Here is an 18,926-nt window from a genome sequence, read left to right as displayed (position 1 = left end):
AAATTCACCTCAAATTATCATTTAGCGAGTCTTTCGTCGCTACATTATTTTCAGGATAACTAATCCAATCACTGAAACTGCCAATATATAATTTTACGTTAGGAAACCCAATATCTTTCAATAATAACATATTTGGAGCAGCAGTAACACCTGATCCGCAATATACAATTATTTCCTTCTCTAATGGTAAATCATGAAAACGATCCTTTTGACTTCGTTTATCCTTAAATCTTCCACTAGCAATACCTGATTGCCAGTCCTTATGAATCGCTCCCGGAATATGTCCCGCTTTCTTATCAATTGGTTCGATTTCGCCAATATAACGTTTATATTCGCGTGAGTCGATTAATATCGCGTCTTTCTTTCCTGCCACTACTTCCTTAACTTCTGTCACATCTGCAAAAAGTTGTGGTTGAAGCTGTATTTCATAAGTGCATTTTTGATAACGAGGAATTTGCTCTTCCGTCTGAAATCCTACTTCTACTAATCGCGGATATCCACCGTTCACTACATAAACATTTTTATGTCCGACATATTTCATCAGCCACCAAAAACGGGCTGCGAATGGTGCTCCTCCTTGATCATAGGCAAATACAACTGTATCATTATCAATTCCACTTTCCTCCAGACGTAATTTGAATTTACTTAAATTAGGCAAAGGATGTCTTCCACCATGAACTTGGACTGGACCAGATAAGTCTTTTTCCAAGTGAAAATACACTGCTCCAGCAATATGCTTTTTCTGATACTCTATTTCACCCCAATTTTCGTCTGTTAAGGAAAATCGGCAATCAACGAAACGATATCGATTTTTTCTTATCAACAAATCGTTTATTCCCTCTGGCTCTATTATATACATGGAATCTCTCTCCCTACATGATAATTTTATTCAACTAACGTTTGAAATTCCTTCCATTGTTCCATTAACATTTCAAGATTGATAGCATTTGATAATACCGATTCGAACCCGTGATATTGTTCTTGCACTTCTTCCATAAGGAAATCAGCCATAATTCTCAATTGCTTATGAACCTCATTTACATAATGGTTAATAATTTTATTTCCTTCTTCCTGTAAATATCGATCAACAGGAGAGATTAATGCTTGTTGAAATTTCTCCGCCATTTTGGAGCGGCCATCTTTCTCAAAAAAGTTCTTTTTATTTGTAAACATTTGTAGTGCTTCCTTAAAAAGTTCTAAAGAAAGGTTTTTTAGTTTGTTATCAAAATGCAAAGGCGAAATCTCTTCCATTTCAAATATAGGAAAGTTCACATCCCGATTAACTTTTCTCATTTCTTTCATAATGGATAGTTGATAGTCTAGAATACTTTTTTCTAAAAATTTTTCTAAACGAAAAGTTGTAGCACGTAATTCTTGGGTAAGTTCAAAACCGATTGTTACTAGTAATTGTTTGCTGCTGTTTTTTAAATTCCTTTTCAATTCACTTCCATTACCAGTAATGGTTGTGGGATTTATCGCCTCTTTAAAAAAGTCTGAAAAGCGAAGAAGTATTCGCTTATTTAGATGATATAATAACTCTTCTAGTTCTTGTTTTAGTTTCCCTTCCACTAAATTTCCATCGATTCCATTTAAAATCTCCACTAACTTCGCTTTTTCATTCGTATATTGTTGTTGTAATCGTTCTTTTTCGGCACTATCTTCGTTGACTGTTTTTACTAACTGAGCTAGTCTTTCTTTCGCAATAAGGAGCTCCTGTTCGGCAGATGCCATTGCAGTTAAGCGTAAATCACCTGTTATAAATTGATAAAAAGCTTCTTCAAAACGAATCCAATCTTGATCAACTATCTCTCCCGCAATTTTCTTGTTCAACGTTGAAAGTGCAGACAAAGGAAATAGTTTTGGATTACGAATACCATACTCCAATAACTGTTGCTCTACGTATGTTAACACATGATCCAAATCATCTTCGTTATGGGCTAAATCAGATGCATTGACGATAAAAAACATTTTGTCTAAGGCAAATTCATCTTTTACACGACCTAGTTGCATTAAAAAATCTCTATCTGCTTTTGAAAATGCGTGGTTATAATATGTGACGAAAATTATCGCATCTGCATTTTTGATGTACTCAAAAGCTACATCCGTATGCCTCGCATTAATAGAGTCGGCCCCTGGTGTATCAACGATCGTTATTTTTTTCTCGGTAACATCGTTATCGACATAAAGATTCGTTCTTTCAACAAAACAAGAGAGGCTCTCTAGAGACACATATCGTTGAAAGTCTTCTAGTGAAACAAGGATTTCCTTCCCTAAATATTGTTTTACTTGATGATAGCCATCAGAAAATGCTTGTAAAAAGGAGCGATGTATTTGCATTTTTTCTAGCAACTGTTCATTTCCTAACAATTTTTCTACGGCGACGAGTAAGGATTCAAAATTATCACTTTGTAATTGAAATAATTCCAACACTTCATTAACGTCTTGTAAAATTTCCTGTTCCGTTTTAAATTTGATTAATCCAGAATAATGTTCATGATTATTGTCACTTGGCATCATTTTCGTAATACTAGCCGTCGTAGGGTTTGGAGAGGTGGGTAATAGCTTCTCTCCGATTAGAGCGTTAACAAACGTTGATTTCCCTGCACTAAACGCACCGAACAGTGCAACGGTATATTGTTCATTTTTTAACCTTTCTCTTCTTTTTTGTAAAAGGTCTGCCATATGATTAAAGCTGGGAATATCCTTTATAACTTCCGCTGCTTTTTCTAGTTTCGTCATTAAATGATGATAATTTTTTGTTACTAATTGAATATTATTAGTCTCCTCAACGATAAAAGGTCTCCGGTCGGTATCGGCATTGTTCATCATCTCTGCTTTCTCATTTGTATAGACCATTTTTTCATTTTGATCGTCGATAATCGATCGGATCTTTTTAATTAATGGGCTAACATCGTCCATCGTTGACTTATTAATAATCGTCAGTAAATTTTCTTCATTTTCCCGCATTTCATCCGTTGCCTTTTCGATTGTAGTTATCGCTTCCAAATATTCACTAATTGTCGCTATTTGCGAATCTATCTCAGATACTTCGGTAGTTGTATTCTCTTGCACGTTATGAATCATTTCTTCGATTATACTATTTACAAGCTTCCCGAATTCTCGTTTAATATTTTCACTTAAATCATTCGTGTAGTTTAATACTGCCTCTCCAGTAACAAGTGCTCCCGCTTTAACTGTTTGCAAAATAATAGTATTTGATAGTGGGTAATTAAGTTGTTGAATTTCCTTTTCTAACTTTGTACTTTGAATATGGAAGTCTTTTAGTAAATTTAGCAATAATTGTTTTACATGCCATAACAACTCTGCATTTACTGAAAGTTGTAGTTTTTCTACAAACAATTGCAACCGTTCCTGCTTTACAGCTTCAGTCTTTTTGCTGCTGAAAAAAACCCCCACTTTAAAATCTTTTTGTCTAGTTAGTAAAAATTCTTTTGCTAACTCACGTGTTTCTGCTGGCATTAAATAAGCATTTTTAAAAATTTGTTGTAATTCTACTTCGTACCGTCTTTTCAACATAAGATGTTTACTCGTCAATTCATTTTTCTTATTTTGTAATGTGTGATGACGGGTGGCAAGCTGGCTTTTCTCTTGTTCCGACAAATGGAATATTTTACTCTTTGCATTTTCTAGTAAGTCAGAATTTTCCTCTTCTAAAAATTGCAAATGCTCTTCTATTAATAGTTGTAATAGTGCATCGTAGTGACTTGTTTCCGTAACTGAAAATAGATTATATATTCCCGTTTTTAATTGTTCTATTTGGTTTAACGGGTGGTTAAGATTTTTTAGGCTTGTAAAGAATACTTTTTCAGGATATATTCCCCACCGATGAAAAGCATCAGTAACAGTTTGTTGATAGTTATTAAAGGTAATTTCCTCTTCACGATGCTTATCGATCATATTAATAATTAAATATAAGGGCCTTCCGAATTTCGCCATCTCGCGTGTATAGAAAAAATTATGCTCTGCTAATACATGGTTATAATCCATTACATAAAAACAAACATCTGCTAAGTGTAACGCGGATTCTGTAGCTAACCGATGGGCATCATCGGTCGAATCAATTCCAGGTGTATCCATAATGACTGAACCAAAAGGAAATTGATTAGAGTTTAGTTCAACCTCAATTTTATTAATGTATTGACCATCTTTAAAATATTTTTTAATATTTTCGACATTAGTCGTATCGCTATAATAGTTAATGATGCCATTATGAAAATAAACTTTTATATTATTATTGCTGCCTGACTTCACCTTCACTAAGTTCGCACTTGTAGGAATAGGGCTGGAAGGCAATATATTCGTTCGAAATAAATAGTTGATCATGCTTGATTTTCCAGCTGAGAAATGTCCGCAAAAAGCAATCGTTTTTTCATGATGGATAATTTTGCTTGCCAGCTCAATGACCTTTTTACAACGTACTTCATCATTATTTTTCAAAAATACTTCCTGCAAATGGGAAAGTTTTGATAGAATAAGAATATCTTGGTTTTGTAATTGTTCTGCAGTTGCACTCATGTAAGATTACCCCTTTGTTTTGCTTAATTCAATCACATTATATTTGTGACAACTTTAACAACGCTTTTATCTTATAAACTATAACTTTATTGTAAACGTTTAAAAAAATTATGCCAAATATAAAGATATTTCTAAACAACAACAAAAAAGCAATCGGAAACAATTTCCAACTGCCTGCTTTCAGTACAAGTTATATAAAACCATCATTTTTTACCGTTTCTATTATTTTTTTGGTTTTAAAGTATGATTTAATATGTATTTAAGCAAAATACTATAAGTGCAAATAGATAAAAAAACAAACAACCAAACCATGATGACACCGCCTACTGCTAAATGATAATCATTTTCAATAATTATATTTTATCATGGTTTAGCTTCCTATTCAATGACAAAATTAGAAACTTTTCAGACTATTTAGCAATAGAAACGTATTTACGATAATAAAAGTGTTTATCTTTTTATTATAGATTGTATTTATACTTTTGGAGGATTTTATATGAGTTTAAGCGAAAAAATTACCAAAATATTAAACGGTACGATTCAATCGGTTCAATCTATTGTTCCTATGGATTTGGAAATTGCACGACCAGCTTTACTTGCTGAACCTTTTAAACAAAGAACAACAGGCGTTTTAATCGGTATCACTGGTGATATATTAGGAAGAATACTCCTTACTGGCAATAATGAGCTATTTAGTAAAGTTGGTGAAAGTATGTTTGGAATGCCTGTAACAGGAGAAATGCTGGAATCATTTGCAGGAGAACTTGGAAATATGGTCGTAGGGAATTTAAGCACTATTATTTCTCAACAAGGCTTGACGATGGACATTACTCCCCCAACTGTCTTTGTTGGTGAGACTTCGATTTACGGCTTCAAAAAAGCGTTTCACCTACCGATTAAATGTGATCAAATTGGACAACTAGAGGTTGTTTTAATGTTGGAAGAAACGTAAGTAAAAGCTTGGAAAAATGGAACCGGGGATTCTCCATTCCCGGTCACTAAACAAATTTATTAAGAACTGACTACATAATCGTTATTAGACTGGTATTGGACATCAATGATAATTGGTTTTGTTTGTTTGTCACCACAACAAGGACATATATCTTGTTGTAAATAAATGTTACAACAATGTTCACAGTAATATTTCATCTGTCACCACACCTTTACACATTTATATTTATTTTATGACATGTTTCCATGAAGCGTGAGGCTCTTATTTTCCTATTCTTTTCATACCCGTTCAATCAAAAGAAAAACGAGAGAAATTTTACCAAGATAACGTTTTCTTTGTCAGATATCTTGAACAAGTATTAACTTTGTATTACGATACAATTAGCTGGAAATTTTATTGATTCATTATTCTTTTATTGAAAGTTTGGTGTAGTCGTGAAAGTATTTATTGCCAGACAACCGATTTATGATCGCAATCGCAATGTTTTTGGTTATGAATTGTTATATCGGAATAATCAGATGAATAACTCAGCGATAATTAACAATGAATTGGCAACAGCGGATGTTTTAGTAAATTCTTTTCTTAATTTTGGCATTGAAGAACTAACGAATAACAAATTAGCGTTTGTCAATTTTACAGAAAGACTATTATTGGATCATGTACCTGAAAACTTTCCGCCGAAAGATTTAGTTATAGAAATACTGGAGACAGTAAAACCAACGGAACAAATAATGGAAGCTTGCAGTTATTATAAAGAATTAGGATATCAAATTGCTCTCGACGATTTTATATTTGATGAAAGAAATCCTGATTGTTTAAAACTGTTACCTTTTGCAAATTTTATTAAAGTAGATTTTCGTTCTACTACACGGCAAACAAGAAAAAAAATTGCTCAGTTAAAGAAATTTTTTCCAGTGCAATTGTTAGCGGAAAAAGTGGAAACTGTGGAAGAATTTAATGAGGCATACCAAAGTAATTTTGACTTATTTCAAGGGTACTTTTTTACAAAACCTATCATCCTTACAAAAAATGAAATTCCGATTCTTTTTCATTCCTATATTGGATTGATGCAAGAACTGGAAAATCCTGAGCCCAATATTGAAGTGTTAACAAAAATTATCGAAAATGACTTATCTTTATCATATAAATTATTAAAAGCAATTAATAAAAACTTTTATAAGTGGAATGAAATAAAATCTGTCAAGCAAGCAATTGTTTTACTTGGATTAAAAGAAATAAAAAATTGGATCTATATCATTTCCATTCGGGAATCGAGTAAAGAACGTAATGATCAACGAAACGAAGTATTAACGACTAGTATTATAAGAGGAAAATTTTGTGAGTTTTTTGCTAAAACGGTTTTACGCGTAAACGATCCATCTGCTTATTTCCTTACCGGGATGTTCTCTTTAATCGATACAGTTTTACATATGTCAATGACGAATATTTTGCAAAATTTACCATTAGAAAAAGAAATCAAACTCGCCTTATTAGGGAAACATAATGATTATAAGGAAGTATTAGATTTAATATTATTCATCGAAAAAGCACAATGGACTGAAGTAACAAGGTACATCCGAGATTATAAGCTAAAAGAAGAACAATTAACAGATATTTATATGAATGCAGTAAAATGGGCAAATCAATTAAATAATTAAATGGGGTGGTAATACCGACCACCCCATTTTTTTGACTAGCTTATAAGTTATAAATTTCCGTATATTTTTCTGTTAAATAATTAATTAAGTAATTCGCATTTAAACTTTCCCCTGTCGCGTCTCGCAATATTTCCAATGGTTTTTTCAATTTTCCAAACTGGTGAACTTTTTCTGTAAACCAATTTTTTACTTCTAACAACTCTCCCGTTTTCAGTAATTCGGTAAAATTCGGTATATCCTTTAATAGTGCATTTTTAAATTGGGCTGCATACATGTATCCTAATGCATACGATGGGAAATAGCCGAAGCTCCCACCAGCCCAATGGACATCTTGTAAAACCCCTACTCCATCGTTATCTGGTGTAATTCCTAAATACTCCTCATATTTTTTATTCCAAATCTCTGGTAAATCCTTTACTTCTATTTCGTCATTGAAGAGTGCTTTTTCGATTTCGTAACGAATCATAATATGAAGTGGATAAGTTAATTCATCTGCCTCTATTCGAATAAGCGAACGCTTCACTTCATTAATTGCACGGTAAAATTCTTCTACTGGAACAGAATCAAACTGGGCACCTGCATATTTTTTGAACAACTCGTAATTATATTCCCAAAATGCCCGGCTACGTCCAACAAAAATTTCGTTAAACAAAGACTGTGATTCATGAATCCCCATGGAAGCTCCACTAGCCAATGGAGTACCAACTAACTCTTTAGAAATATTTTGTTCGTATAATGCGTGTCCCCCCTCGTGAATAGTGCCAAATATTGCTACTCGAAAATCATTTTCATCGTATTTTGTAGTGACACGGACATCACCTGGATTAATACCAATTGCAAAAGGATGGACCGTTTCATCAAGGCGACCAGCTGCAAAGTCATATCCCATTTGTTTTAAAATTTCCATACTAAAAAATTTTTGCTGTTCCTTTGGAAAATTTGTATAAAGAAAATCTGTATTTGGCTTGTTAGGTGATTCTTGAATTTTTTGTAATAGAGGTACTAGTTTAGTGCGTACGTCTAAAAAAACACGATCTAACGTTTCCACTGTCAGTCCTGGTTCATACATATGTAATAATGTATCGTATTTATTATCTTTATATCCCCAATAGTCAATAAATTTCTTTGTCATGGATACTAGTTGTTCTAAATATGGTTGAAACATAGCGAAATTTGCTTTTTCTTTCGCTTCTTCCCAAATAGTCTCTGCTTTCGTTTGCAATGTGACAAATTCTTGATATTCTGCTAAAGGTATTTTTTTCATACGATCATAAGTTTCTTGACATTCCAAAGCCGTTTTCCACGTTACTTCTGACAAATTTGTTTTAACTTCCTCTTTAAGTAAGGCGGTTAAATAAGTTTTCATTTCTTCTGAGGTTTGCATTTGAAAAATTTCAGATGATAAAATACCGATTACTTCTGATCTTTGTTCAACACCCTTTTTTGGTGCCCCTGTACGTAAATCCCAATACATAATTGCGACAGCTTCATTATAGGCAATAATCTTTTTTACGAAACTAAGAAAGTTATTTTCTATTTGTTTAATATTATTATTCAATGGGATGAACCCTCCTTTAATATTTATCTTCACTATTTTACCATAAGGAGGTATTTTTTCACATTTACCTCCCCTTGAGGTAAATGTTCTCTGTCCATTATGTAAAAAAAAACAACCGTGATTGGTTGTTATATTTGAGTATCTTCCATTGGAATGTTATTTATGATTGTTCTCCTTGTTACTGGAGAGGAAAGGGAAAAATTAATAGCTTGTTGTAAATTCATTTCTGCCTCTTTTAACAGCGAGTAGGCTGGAATTTCTTCTACCGTTTCATTTTTTAATTGATTAAGTGTGTTTTCAATTGCCCGTGAAATTTTTTCAAAATCACATGTTTCTCTATACATGACCAATCCCCTTTTTTCTAAATTGTCGTTTATTATATTATAAACGGGTTTTTCAAAGAATATTCATAAAGAAAAAAGAGGAATAGTATCATTTTTTGTTGAAAAATTATCATCAGCTTATAGTAAATATATTTCGACTATTTTGCCCAATATTGGTAATAATCAGTTTTAATAAAGCCGTTAAACAACTTCCGCTTTTTTGTAGCGGTTTTTCCGAAATATTCTTCAAATTTTTCATTAGATGTAATCATATATATCGACCACGTGGAAAGATCTGCTAATGTGTTTCCTAACCCTCTATATAGTTCTTCTACGACTGCCTTTTCACCTAATCGTTCACCGTATGGAGGATTGGAAACGATGACTCCATTTTGTTTATTCGTTGTGAAATCTGTTGCCCTCATTTGCTTAAAATGAACCACATCAGCAAGACCTGCCTCTAGAGCATTAGCTTTAGCTATTTCAATCATCTTCCCATCAATATCTGTGCCGAGAATATCTAGTGGCTCATCGTAATTTGCTAAATCCTCCACTTCCATTCTAGCCTCATCCCAAATCTTTTTATCTAACCAAAACCAATCTTCACTAATAAAATCCCGATTAAAACCAGGGGCAATATTTTGGCCAATTAATGCTGCTTCTATCGGGATAGTACCAGAGCCACAAAATAAATCGACAAAGGGCATATCTTTTTTCCAATTCGTTAGCAAGATTAATGCCGCCGCCAATGTTTCTTTCAATGGTGCATCACCTTGACCGACGCGATAGCCTCTTTTATGTAATCCAGGACCGCTCGTATCAATAGTGATTGTGACGACATCTTTCAAAATTGCCACTTCTATCGGAACTTTAGGTCCTTTTTCTTCAAACCAAATAGTATTTCGGTATTTTGTCTTTAATCTTTCGACAATTGCTTTTTTTACTATTGCTTGACTATCAGATATACTATGTAATGTTGATTTATGTGATTTCCCAGATACAGGAAATTCATTGTCTTGATTGATATATCGTTCCCATGGTAATGCTTTCGTTTGTTCAAAAAGTTGTTCAAACGTTGTTGCCTTGAATTGTCCAACTATAATTTTTACTCTATCTGCTGTCCTTAACCAAAGATTACTTCTAGCAATTGCCAAAGAGTCACCTTTATAAATAATCTTTCCATTTTCTACTTGACATTCATAGCCAAGATTACGTACTTCTTTTGCTACAACCGCTTCAATGCCCATAGGTGCGGTTGCTAATAACGTATGTTCTCTCATTTTCCCACCTTACTTTCTTTCATAGCTCACTTCTCTTATGTAATTTAGAACCAAGTAATAAAAAATCTCTTCTTTGTAAAGAAGAGATTTCAATAACCATATGAATTTAGCATTAACGTTCTGTAAGCCATGTTCTGTACCATTGTACTGCAAGCGACGAACTCGTCTCGTACTCCGGTGGTAATCATCTGTCTGCAAAGACTCAGCTTTGCCTTTCTCTTAAGTTCATTTCCTTAGAGAAAGTGCCCCTACCAAAATTTGGGTTTCTCACTCGTGGGGTTTACCTCGTTCCACCCTTACAATTTCTCGTAAGGCTTCGTCACTGTGGCACTTTTATAGGTAGTTAAGCCATATCCTTTACGGACTTAGGCTTGTTCCCAGCCGTCAACAAATTAGTTGCCCTAGCTTATTGTTTCGCTAGGCACGAACACTACGGGCATCTCAGCACCGTGCGAGCATGGACTTTCCTCTACAGCTTTTTATTAAGCTGCAGCGATTACCCGAACGTTAATCACAAATAATAGTATAGCTAATATTATTGTAAATAGCAACTTTAATTTTATAACATTTTTTGAAATTACTCTCAATCATATAATTTATTTCCAAAAACATGTTTCTCTAAATTACTTAGCCGTTTTAGTATATCAAAGTTCGTTGCTGTTGGTTGTGCAGGTCGTGTCCGCACTTCATCGAGTTGCTTTTTTAACCGTAAATTTTCAGTCTGTAATTCTTCTATTACTTTTGCAAAAGTTTCATAATCTTTTATTATCGTGTCTAAAAATTGATCTACCTCCTCTTGTTTATATCCTCTCATACTAGATTTAAATTCCTTTTCCAATATATCTTTTGCTGTTAATTTTAATTTATTTGTATTTGTAAGCAAAGCTAAATCACCCCGATTATCTATCTTCATTAATCATATTTTTTCAAATCCAGTTCGTTTTGTCAATTTATTATTGTATATTCTTCATCATCATATGTACAAGAATAAAATTTCATACGCAATGTTTTCATCTTTTAAAAAATCAAGGGTAGCACGAAGTCTACCCTTGATTGCATAAATTATTAGCAAAACGGTCGAGGACGCGGGCAACAATTAAAATGTTGGTGGCACACTTCATTAACGACAGAATGAGTGTGTGGACAATAGTGTTCGTGCTTAAACATATGCTGGTTTACCGTCGTAGTATGGGTCGGATGGATATGTGGCACGATGTGTGTAAATTGATTTGTATTTACTTGTTGTTGTGTCGGATATACTACCGGCGGCAATACATTTGGAGGAAAAACAGGCATATATAATCCCCTTTCTTCATTAGTTTTCATTTACACTATTAACCTATGAAGAAAGCGGAGAACATGTACTAATGAAAATACCTATTTTGTACCCATTTTCTATACGGCCATTTGCGTATCAAAGCCCAATTTAGTGCATTATTAGACATCCGCACTTTTGTTTTGTCGAATTTTGTAAAGTAAAAGTGTGAGAAAACAAGAAATTGCTCGAATTTTGCGCTTACCCAGGAAATACTTTTAATTTCCGTAATAGCCGTTTTTTTCTCTTATCCAACTCTTCCCATAACTGAGCAAATTTATTTTGCTCCTTATAGTGACTATATTTGTCATATTCTTTCTGTGCGATTTCCGTTAAATGTAATGCTTTCTCTATATTTTTAAATTGATGTTCATAAATCTTTGCCGCTTCAATACAAGCCTCTATTTTTATCTTTCCACTCGTTCCGGATACTACTTTTAACCATAAAGAAAGTGCCTCTTGTCTATTTTTTTGTTTCTTATATTGATAAGCCAACTTATGCATACTTTTCCATTTTGTATAACCGTCATTATTTTGAGCAGCTTCTTGTAATACCTCTATTGCTGTATTTGTCTCATTTAAATAAGCATACCAATTTCCGACTAAAAATTGTTCTTCCCCAGCCGCATCATTCCATTGTAAAAGGAGGAATGTGATATGGGTATATAAAGTAATTAATGATAGCAAATCATCTTCATTATGATCTAACACCTTTAAAATCCCATCTGGTCGCTTCGATTCTACAAAATCAAAATAAATAATTGGTGCTAAATAGCCGGGTACATCGTCTTCACGTTCGATTTTTAATATATGTTTCTCGACATTTGTAAGTTTAACAGATTCAAGCTCCTGTTTCCATAATCTTTTGGCTGCATGAAATAAATCAAAATGTCCAAAGGCTGGCAATTTTTTTACAAAATCTCTTATTAATGTATGTCTCGTTTTCACTTGCGGCCAGTCAAATGCTTTTCCATTATAAGTAACTAATGTTGTATAATCTATAGAATTTAAAAAGCTGTCATAAAGAGCAATTTCTCCAGCTGGTTCTGGCAATAAATGCTGCTTAATGACAATTTCATCGTCTTCGATAAAGGCGTATCCTAAAAGAAAAATCGTGTTGCCTACTCCACTACCTAACCCAGTTGTTTCTATGTCAAAAAAGAATAAATCTGTCGGTTTATATCCTTTTGCAGATAATGGATGATTTTGCTCTGTTGTTTGCCATGCTTCCATTGCCCGAATAAAATCGGAGAAATGATATAGACCCCGTTTTTCATGAATTGAATAACGTTTTTCTTTTATTAAGCAATAATTATTGTCTAAAAAATAAGGGCGTACTCCTGCTTCCTGCCAAGCTTCAAAATATGGAATAGTAATTCTTTCTTCTGTATTGTTTTCTTCTATAGTTTTATCCTTTTTCACGTAAGAGCCATATATCGCTAATTTGTTTTTTAAATTCATTTTCATCCTCGATTCAGTTTAAAAAATGAGTTAACAGATTAATAGCATCTTTTTTACTTGACTCCTGCACATTATCGACACCTATACAAGATGGGCAGCCACTATCACAAGGGCAATTCTTAATCATTTCTCGAGTATTGACTAATATTAAATCGATATTATTATATATTTCTTCACTCAAACCAACTCCCCCAGGATAGCGATCATAAAAGAAAATCGTTGGCTTTTCCGTCATATTTGATTTAATTTGCGGAACGACATGCACATCATTTGGATCGGTGCTAACGAATACTGGGACAATATTTTTTAATGCATGGGCAACTCCGAGCATACCATTTTCTAAACGTGCTTCTGTAAGTTCTACGATATCATTATTTATCGTTATCCATGAAGAAGCCGTATGCAAAATTTGCTCTGGCAGATGGATTGGCCCTGAACCGATATTTTCGTGTGTATCAAATTTTATTTTCTTAAAAATAGTCGCCATTGCTTGAACAGCAACATCACCGAATTGAATTGTAACTTTATTTTTCTGTTTACTTTTATCTACTTCTAAAATTTTTAACTGAACTGCGAGATTTGCATCTGTATAATAATCTGATTTTACTTCTTTCACAAATGCTTTTTTTTCATCCCAATCTAATTTTTCCACTTGAAATTGCAGCCCTTGATGTAAATATATCGCTTCCTCGTGCAACATCGTTAAAGCACTAAATGTGTCCATCTCCCCAATTACTTTTGCCTTTGGATTGGAATGATCAATAATAACAACATTTTCTTGTGAAGCAGAACGCAAACTAATATTATGAGCAGGAAATGAATCTGTCATCCAATGATATTTATTTCCACTCATAACAAGTACTTTTTGATCTACTAAAAAATCTAAAATATCATCTACATCCATTCCACCGAAAGTTTCCCCTTTTTGAAAAGGAAGTTCATAGGCTGCACATTTTACATGATCAATTAAAACCATTATATTGTTCGAGTTAATACGTGCTTTCTCTGGTGATTGTTCAAAGAAATATTTCGGGTTCTGAATAACATATTGATCTAATGGAAGTGAGCTGGCGACGAAAATAATCAACGCTTCACCATGCCTTCTACCCGCGCGCCCAGCTTGCTGCCAGGCACTTGCGATAGTACCAGGATAACCAGTCATTATGCAAGCTTCTAATTGCCCGATATCCACTCCGAGCTCTAACGCATTTGTACTTACGACCCCATAGATTTCTCCACTGCGCAAACCATTCTCAATTTCTCTCCGCTCTGTAGGCAAATAGCCACCACGGTAACCGCGAATCGCTTTTGGTCCTAATTTTGACCTTACTAATTCTTGTAAATAAGTTAATATGATTTCAACTCGGACACGACTTTTCGCGAAAATGATTGTTTGTATTTTATTTTTCAATAATTCACTAGCTAATCGGCGTACTTCTAGTGTGGCACTTTTACGTATGTTTAATGGTTTGTTAACGATTGGCGGATTATAAAACATAAAATGTTTCCGACCAGATGGAGCACCATTTTTATCAACTAATTCCATCGGTCTTTCTGTTAGTGCTTCTCCTAATTCACGCGGATTAGCAATTGTCGCAGACGTACAAATGAATATTGGGTCACTCCCATAAAAACGGCAAATTCGCTGTAGTCTTCGTATTACATTTGCAGTGTGACTACCAAAGATGCCCTTATATGTGTGCAATTCATCAACGATAATAAATTTTAAGTTTTCAAACAATGCAACCCATTTCGTATGATGTGGCAAAATTCCAGAATGTAGCATGTCAGGGTTTGTCATCACGATATGGCCTGCTTTTCTAATCTTTTGTCTAATTTGAGCTGGAGTATCTCCGTCATAGGTGTAAGTATTAATATTTACTTCCAATCGATCAATCAATTCCGTTAGTTCTGATTTTTGGTCATTACTTAGTGCTTTCGTCGGAAATAAGTATAACGCTCTAGCATGGTCGTTATCCAATATCGTTTGCAAAACAGGAAGATTGTAGCATAAAGTTTTTCCCGAAGCTGTTGGGGTAACAGCGATAAAGTTTTTCCCGGCCATTGCATAGTCATAAGCCTGTTTTTGGTGACTATATAAAGAGTTAATACCTTTCTTTGTAAGGGCTTGTCTTAATTTTGGATGCAACGATTCCGGAAAATCAGTGTAAATCGCCTCTTTTTCTGGAATGGTCTCCCAATGGACAATATTTGCTTTAATGGATTGCTCTTTTTTTAACCATGTAATCAAATCTTGTAGCGATTTGTTTGTGAACATATTAATCACCTTAATTCCTTATATCCTACTCTTATTATACTATACTAGAATATATGTTCGAATACAATTGAAACAATATTCTTGTGTCATTATCGGTATTTGTACATATATTATAGCGAAAAAATCATCAGGAAGGGGGATATATTTTGAACGAGCAAAAGCAGAACGAATTAAAAAAAAATAATAATAATGCTATCCGTTCAATAGGATATGTTTTTCAAGAATTTTGGAAAGAAAAACCATTTACTAACCTTTTAGGGACTATTGATGAGTTTTTTTCAAAATCTTTTCTGCCAGAATCTTTTAAAGTGCGTATGAAGGAATATGATCAATATTATTTATTGGAAGCAGAATTGCCAGGGATTAAAAAAGATCAAATATCGATAACAACATTGGAAAATTCGTTAACCATTTCTATTTCGCATTCAGAACAACATACTTATAACAACGAATTAAAAAAAGTGTTTCATAGGCAATCAACAGTAAATACTGCTTCCAGGACGATCCCTTTTTATAAGCCAATCAATCCGAATAAAATTAAAGGAAGGTATGAAAATGGTCTATTAAAATTACAAGTACCGAAACTTAAAGGGAAGAAAGTTCATATCGAGTAAATAAAAAAATATGAGCACTCGGATTGTTACCGAGTGTTTTATACTTTGAAAATTGATCCTAATCCTTTTACCATGTTCGCAACTTGATTTATCGTATTTACCATTTGTCCGGCGGTCGCAAACATTTTATTGAAATCTATTTGACCATCCTTGTTTTTAAATGAATTAATAAATGTTTGCATTGCAGGTGGTTTTCCACCGAAAGGAAGTGGAGGATAATTTGTCGGTAGTTGTTGGTATTGTGTCGATAGATGATTATTTTGTTTATTCTTATAGTCTTCATCCTCATATAGAGGATATAAAGGATTATCAAAGATAGTTTGCAAATTACTTGCCGGTGGTATAGTTGCCGGATAAGGCGGTCTCATATAATAATGTTCATTGTTAACTGGTGGTATCATTGATGGTAAATAAGGCGGAAACGGGTGTTCATACTGCTGTATGAATGGATTTCTGTTTGGATTGTATAGATGATTATTTCTTGTTAAGATGACATGTTGATTAAACAATTGACCCGGTATCACCACTACTCCCCTCCTTCAATTCTCTTTAATTTATGTTTGAACGCCTAAGAAGGTGCAAGTTGCTATTCATTTACATCTGTCTTTAATTCCATTAACATTTTTTCTACAATATATTGAATAGAATGAACAGATTGTTTAAAACGTTTGTAGCTCGTTTCAGCGAAAAATGATTGAACAGAAATAGTCTTTACATTTTCTGCCGCCAGTTCGATTTGTTGATTATGTAAGTTTTTTGGCCTCTTCTGTTTGATCCAAATTTTCGAGTGATTTTCCCACTCATTTACTAGATGATGTATTTCATCGACAAATGGTTTAATATCCTTTTCAAAATCGGCCTGTTTCTTTGTCATTCTTACATGCTCATATTGCGAATCTATTTGTCTCAATGTATGTTTCAATTGCATTGTTTGCTGTTTTAACATCTCTATATTCATGAATATTGCCCCCTAACTATCCAATTTCTTTAGCTATTTTACCTTAATTTCTGCATTTTGTTAATTGTAGGTGATGATTATCATCCGCTTACTGAAAAAAGCTGACCAATTTGGGCCAGCTTCCATTTTTATAATGCAGCATATCGTTTTATTTCTATTGTCGGTTCTTTCTTTGTTAATTGTAATTGATATCGTTTTTGGATTGCCTCACAATTCGTCTCCAATGCTTCTACCTTTCTTAATAATCTTTCACTAGCACTTTTCCTTTCCTTTAATATTTCTATCCCTAATCTTTCTTCCAACCTATCCAATTGTTGTTCTAACTCGGTTAATTTGTTAATAATTTCTGCTGAACTAATAAAATTTTCTTTTTGATTCATTCCATCCACCTCTTTTAATTTTTTCGATTTCCTTGTTTTAACTGTATTCTCCACGCTTTCTTATCTTCCTTCCCATATGACAAAACTAGAACTAATTCGATAAAGAAAGTGGTTTTTTGACAAAAAGGAATGATAATTTTTGAAAGGCTCATACTAACAGTAGGAGGTGGCGATTATGGGAAAAAAGAAGAAACAAAATCGTGGTGCAGAAAAAGAAAACCATGCTTATACGAAAGCGGCGGAAGGAAATCCTAAATTAGAAGGCCCTAACCGTCCGTCTACTTAATATCTGTCACGAGTACCATTTTGAACGAAAATAAAATATTATGGTAAAATGCAAGGAGAAGAACATTTGCTCCTTGCATTTTTTTATTACTATTTGCTCAATATTTACTTGATTTCAGTTTCAACCATTGCTTGAACGCTAAATATACTTCTATCTCCTTTTGTTTCCTTAAATACCAATCTGTGATGTTAATATCGTCTGTTAACTTCGGTTTTTCATACCAAGATTTTCTTATTTTTATCCTTTTGTCCCATTTGTTGTCAAGAACGGGAGAATGATTTATAATCGGAAAATGTGTTCTCAAAAAAGGTGTTTTTGCAAATGAATTTTGGGGCATATATTGTTGATAATCGTGTCTCGACCCTGTATGTGGTGTACTTTTAATAAACGTTAGCACATGTTGATACACATTGTTTTGAAATAAAATGTTGGAAAGCCGTTTTCCTAATTCAATCCGACTAGTTAATTTTCGAAAATTTGTCACAGATGCTCCATACAAGGAACCGTCACAACTAGGCATTAATACGACACTAAAATGAAATAAATCTTGAATTTTAAATGCAAGAGATGAAAAGACATGTTTTTTATAATAATGATTTTCAATGACAGGCTGTTGAATGACATTCTGTTCATTGATAATTAAAGCGTATAATAGTCGGTAATGATCCCGTTGTTCCCAAAAATATTGCCATTCATGTTCCATAAATGAAGAAACTTGAAAATATCTTAATAAATGAAACAAAGGACGTTGCCATTTCGTCGAATAATGATAGAGAAGTAATTGTGGAAAGGCGTCTTGAAATATTAGCCAATTTGCCCTTTCGTAAGTGTGAAATAACTGGTCACACTCTTTACGATTAATTAATTGCGGAATCCAATTACCTTTTAAATCACAAATATTCCATCCTGCATTCCGCGAAACAACTGTCGCTAAAAAGGCCCATTTTATTTCAGGATGGAGGAAATAATATTTCTCATAATAATTGGTTCGAGAAATATTATCGATGTTACCTATTTTCGTTCTATATTGAATATGTTGTATTAGCTTCTCGATACTCCTATTTAGTAACATTAGATCTGCCTTTCTTCAGTATGATGTTTTGAGGTGAGAAAATTTGGAAATACATTATCCTAACGGAAAGAGATTTCAACAATTTAATCATAAAGTGCAAAAACCATTTCTTATAGTAAATCGTGGTATGGCATTAGAAGAAGACATTAATGAGTCTAATGATTATTATTTATCTAACCAAATAGCTGTTATACATAAAAAGCCGAGTATAGTGAGTAAAATGGAAGAAAATGAAATGTTTATTTAAAACATTTT

17 protein-coding genes and 1 other RNA gene are annotated in these 18,926 nt (G+C 33.5%); 4 read left to right on the top strand and 14 right to left on the bottom strand.

The window, feature by feature from the left end:
• Positions 1 to 4: 4 nt before the first annotated feature.
• Both BN1242_RS12300 and BN1242_RS12295 read right to left on the bottom strand, forming a co-directional pair.
• The gene (locus BN1242_RS12300) at positions 5 to 859 is read right to left on the bottom strand and encodes a sulfurtransferase (protein ID WP_062356537.1); all 855 of its coding nucleotides are present in this window, start codon (positions 857 to 859) and stop codon (positions 5 to 7) included.
• Positions 860 to 885: 26 nt separating this feature from the next.
• Positions 886 to 4,536, bottom strand: coding sequence for a dynamin family protein (locus BN1242_RS12295; RefSeq protein WP_062356534.1), 3,651 nt, complete (start codon positions 4,534 to 4,536; stop codon positions 886 to 888).
• Between the two features lie 496 nt (positions 4,537 to 5,032).
• Between BN1242_RS12295 and BN1242_RS12290 the strand changes: the two genes are divergently transcribed.
• Together BN1242_RS12290 and BN1242_RS12285 are read left to right on the top strand one after the other, a co-directional pair.
• On the top strand, positions 5,033 to 5,488 hold the full coding sequence (locus BN1242_RS12290; RefSeq protein ID WP_062356529.1) for a chemotaxis protein CheX: 456 nt from the start codon (positions 5,033 to 5,035) through the stop codon (positions 5,486 to 5,488).
• A gap of 434 nt (positions 5,489 to 5,922) precedes the next feature.
• A complete protein-coding gene (locus BN1242_RS12285; RefSeq protein WP_062356525.1) occupies positions 5,923 to 7,146 on the top strand; it encodes an EAL and HDOD domain-containing protein in 1,224 nt (407 codons plus the stop codon).
• A gap of 40 nt (positions 7,147 to 7,186) precedes the next feature.
• On the opposite strand, the gene BN1242_RS12280 is transcribed toward BN1242_RS12285, so the two are convergent.
• From BN1242_RS12280 to BN1242_RS12250, 8 genes are all read right to left on the bottom strand, one after another.
• On the bottom strand, positions 7,187 to 8,704 hold the full coding sequence (locus BN1242_RS12280; protein ID WP_062356522.1) for a carboxypeptidase M32: 1,518 nt from the start codon (positions 8,702 to 8,704) through the stop codon (positions 7,187 to 7,189).
• A gap of 128 nt (positions 8,705 to 8,832) precedes the next feature.
• The gene (locus BN1242_RS12275) at positions 8,833 to 9,048 is read right to left on the bottom strand and encodes a hypothetical protein (RefSeq protein ID WP_062356517.1); all 216 of its coding nucleotides are present in this window, start codon (positions 9,046 to 9,048) and stop codon (positions 8,833 to 8,835) included.
• Between the two features lie 137 nt (positions 9,049 to 9,185).
• Complete coding sequence (locus BN1242_RS12270; protein WP_062356513.1) at positions 9,186 to 10,307, bottom strand: THUMP domain-containing class I SAM-dependent RNA methyltransferase; 1,122 nt, start codon at positions 10,305 to 10,307, stop codon at positions 9,186 to 9,188.
• Positions 10,308 to 10,425: 118 nt separating this feature from the next.
• Positions 10,426 to 10,815, bottom strand: an RNA gene (gene rnpB, locus BN1242_RS12265) — RNase P RNA component class B.
• A 75-nt stretch (positions 10,816 to 10,890) separates the two neighbouring features.
• On the bottom strand, positions 10,891 to 11,190 hold the full coding sequence (gene gpsB / locus BN1242_RS12260; protein WP_238985139.1) for a cell division regulator GpsB: 300 nt from the start codon (positions 11,188 to 11,190) through the stop codon (positions 10,891 to 10,893).
• Between the two features lie 182 nt (positions 11,191 to 11,372).
• Complete coding sequence (locus BN1242_RS13260; protein WP_072136196.1) at positions 11,373 to 11,603, bottom strand: CotD family spore coat protein; 231 nt, start codon at positions 11,601 to 11,603, stop codon at positions 11,373 to 11,375.
• A gap of 220 nt (positions 11,604 to 11,823) precedes the next feature.
• A complete protein-coding gene (locus BN1242_RS12255; RefSeq protein ID WP_062356503.1) occupies positions 11,824 to 13,083 on the bottom strand; it encodes a ribonuclease H-like domain-containing protein in 1,260 nt (419 codons plus the stop codon).
• 13 nt (positions 13,084 to 13,096) lie between these two features.
• A complete protein-coding gene (locus tag BN1242_RS12250; protein WP_062356500.1) occupies positions 13,097 to 15,361 on the bottom strand; it encodes a DEAD/DEAH box helicase in 2,265 nt (754 codons plus the stop codon).
• Positions 15,362 to 15,507: 146 nt separating this feature from the next.
• Between BN1242_RS12250 and BN1242_RS12245 the strand changes: the two genes are divergently transcribed.
• Entirely contained in the window at positions 15,508 to 15,975 is a 468-nt protein-coding gene (locus BN1242_RS12245; RefSeq protein WP_062356497.1) for an Hsp20 family protein, read from the top strand.
• A gap of 38 nt (positions 15,976 to 16,013) precedes the next feature.
• On the opposite strand, the gene BN1242_RS12240 is transcribed toward BN1242_RS12245, so the two are convergent.
• The 4 genes from BN1242_RS12240 to BN1242_RS12225 all read right to left on the bottom strand — a co-directional run bounded on the left by BN1242_RS12240 (position 16,014) and on the right by BN1242_RS12225 (position 18,671).
• Complete coding sequence (locus BN1242_RS12240) at positions 16,014 to 16,502, bottom strand: YppG family protein (RefSeq protein ID WP_062356494.1); 489 nt, start codon at positions 16,500 to 16,502, stop codon at positions 16,014 to 16,016.
• 59 nt (positions 16,503 to 16,561) lie between these two features.
• A complete protein-coding gene (locus BN1242_RS12235; protein ID WP_062356490.1) occupies positions 16,562 to 16,933 on the bottom strand; it encodes a YppE family protein in 372 nt (123 codons plus the stop codon).
• Positions 16,934 to 17,061: 128 nt separating this feature from the next.
• Positions 17,062 to 17,367, bottom strand: a complete 306-nt coding sequence (locus BN1242_RS12230) for a hypothetical protein (RefSeq protein WP_062356485.1) — start codon at positions 17,365 to 17,367, stop codon at positions 17,062 to 17,064.
• Between the two features lie 329 nt (positions 17,368 to 17,696).
• A complete protein-coding gene (locus BN1242_RS12225; RefSeq protein WP_062356481.1) occupies positions 17,697 to 18,671 on the bottom strand; it encodes a DUF2515 family protein in 975 nt (324 codons plus the stop codon).
• Positions 18,672 to 18,714: 43 nt separating this feature from the next.
• Here BN1242_RS12225 and BN1242_RS13965 point away from each other — a divergent pair, with 43 nt between their 5' ends.
• A complete protein-coding gene (locus BN1242_RS13965; RefSeq protein ID WP_062356477.1) occupies positions 18,715 to 18,918 on the top strand; it encodes a Holliday junction resolvase RecU in 204 nt (67 codons plus the stop codon).
• Positions 18,919 to 18,926: the final 8 nt, after the last annotated feature.

The sequence above is a fragment of the Bacillus kwashiorkori genome (assembly GCF_001375515.1).
Taxonomy (GTDB): Bacteria; Bacillota; Bacilli; order Bacillales; family Caldibacillaceae; genus Bacillus_BK; species Bacillus_BK kwashiorkori.
This window is presented reverse-complemented; position numbering and strand designations above follow the sequence as displayed.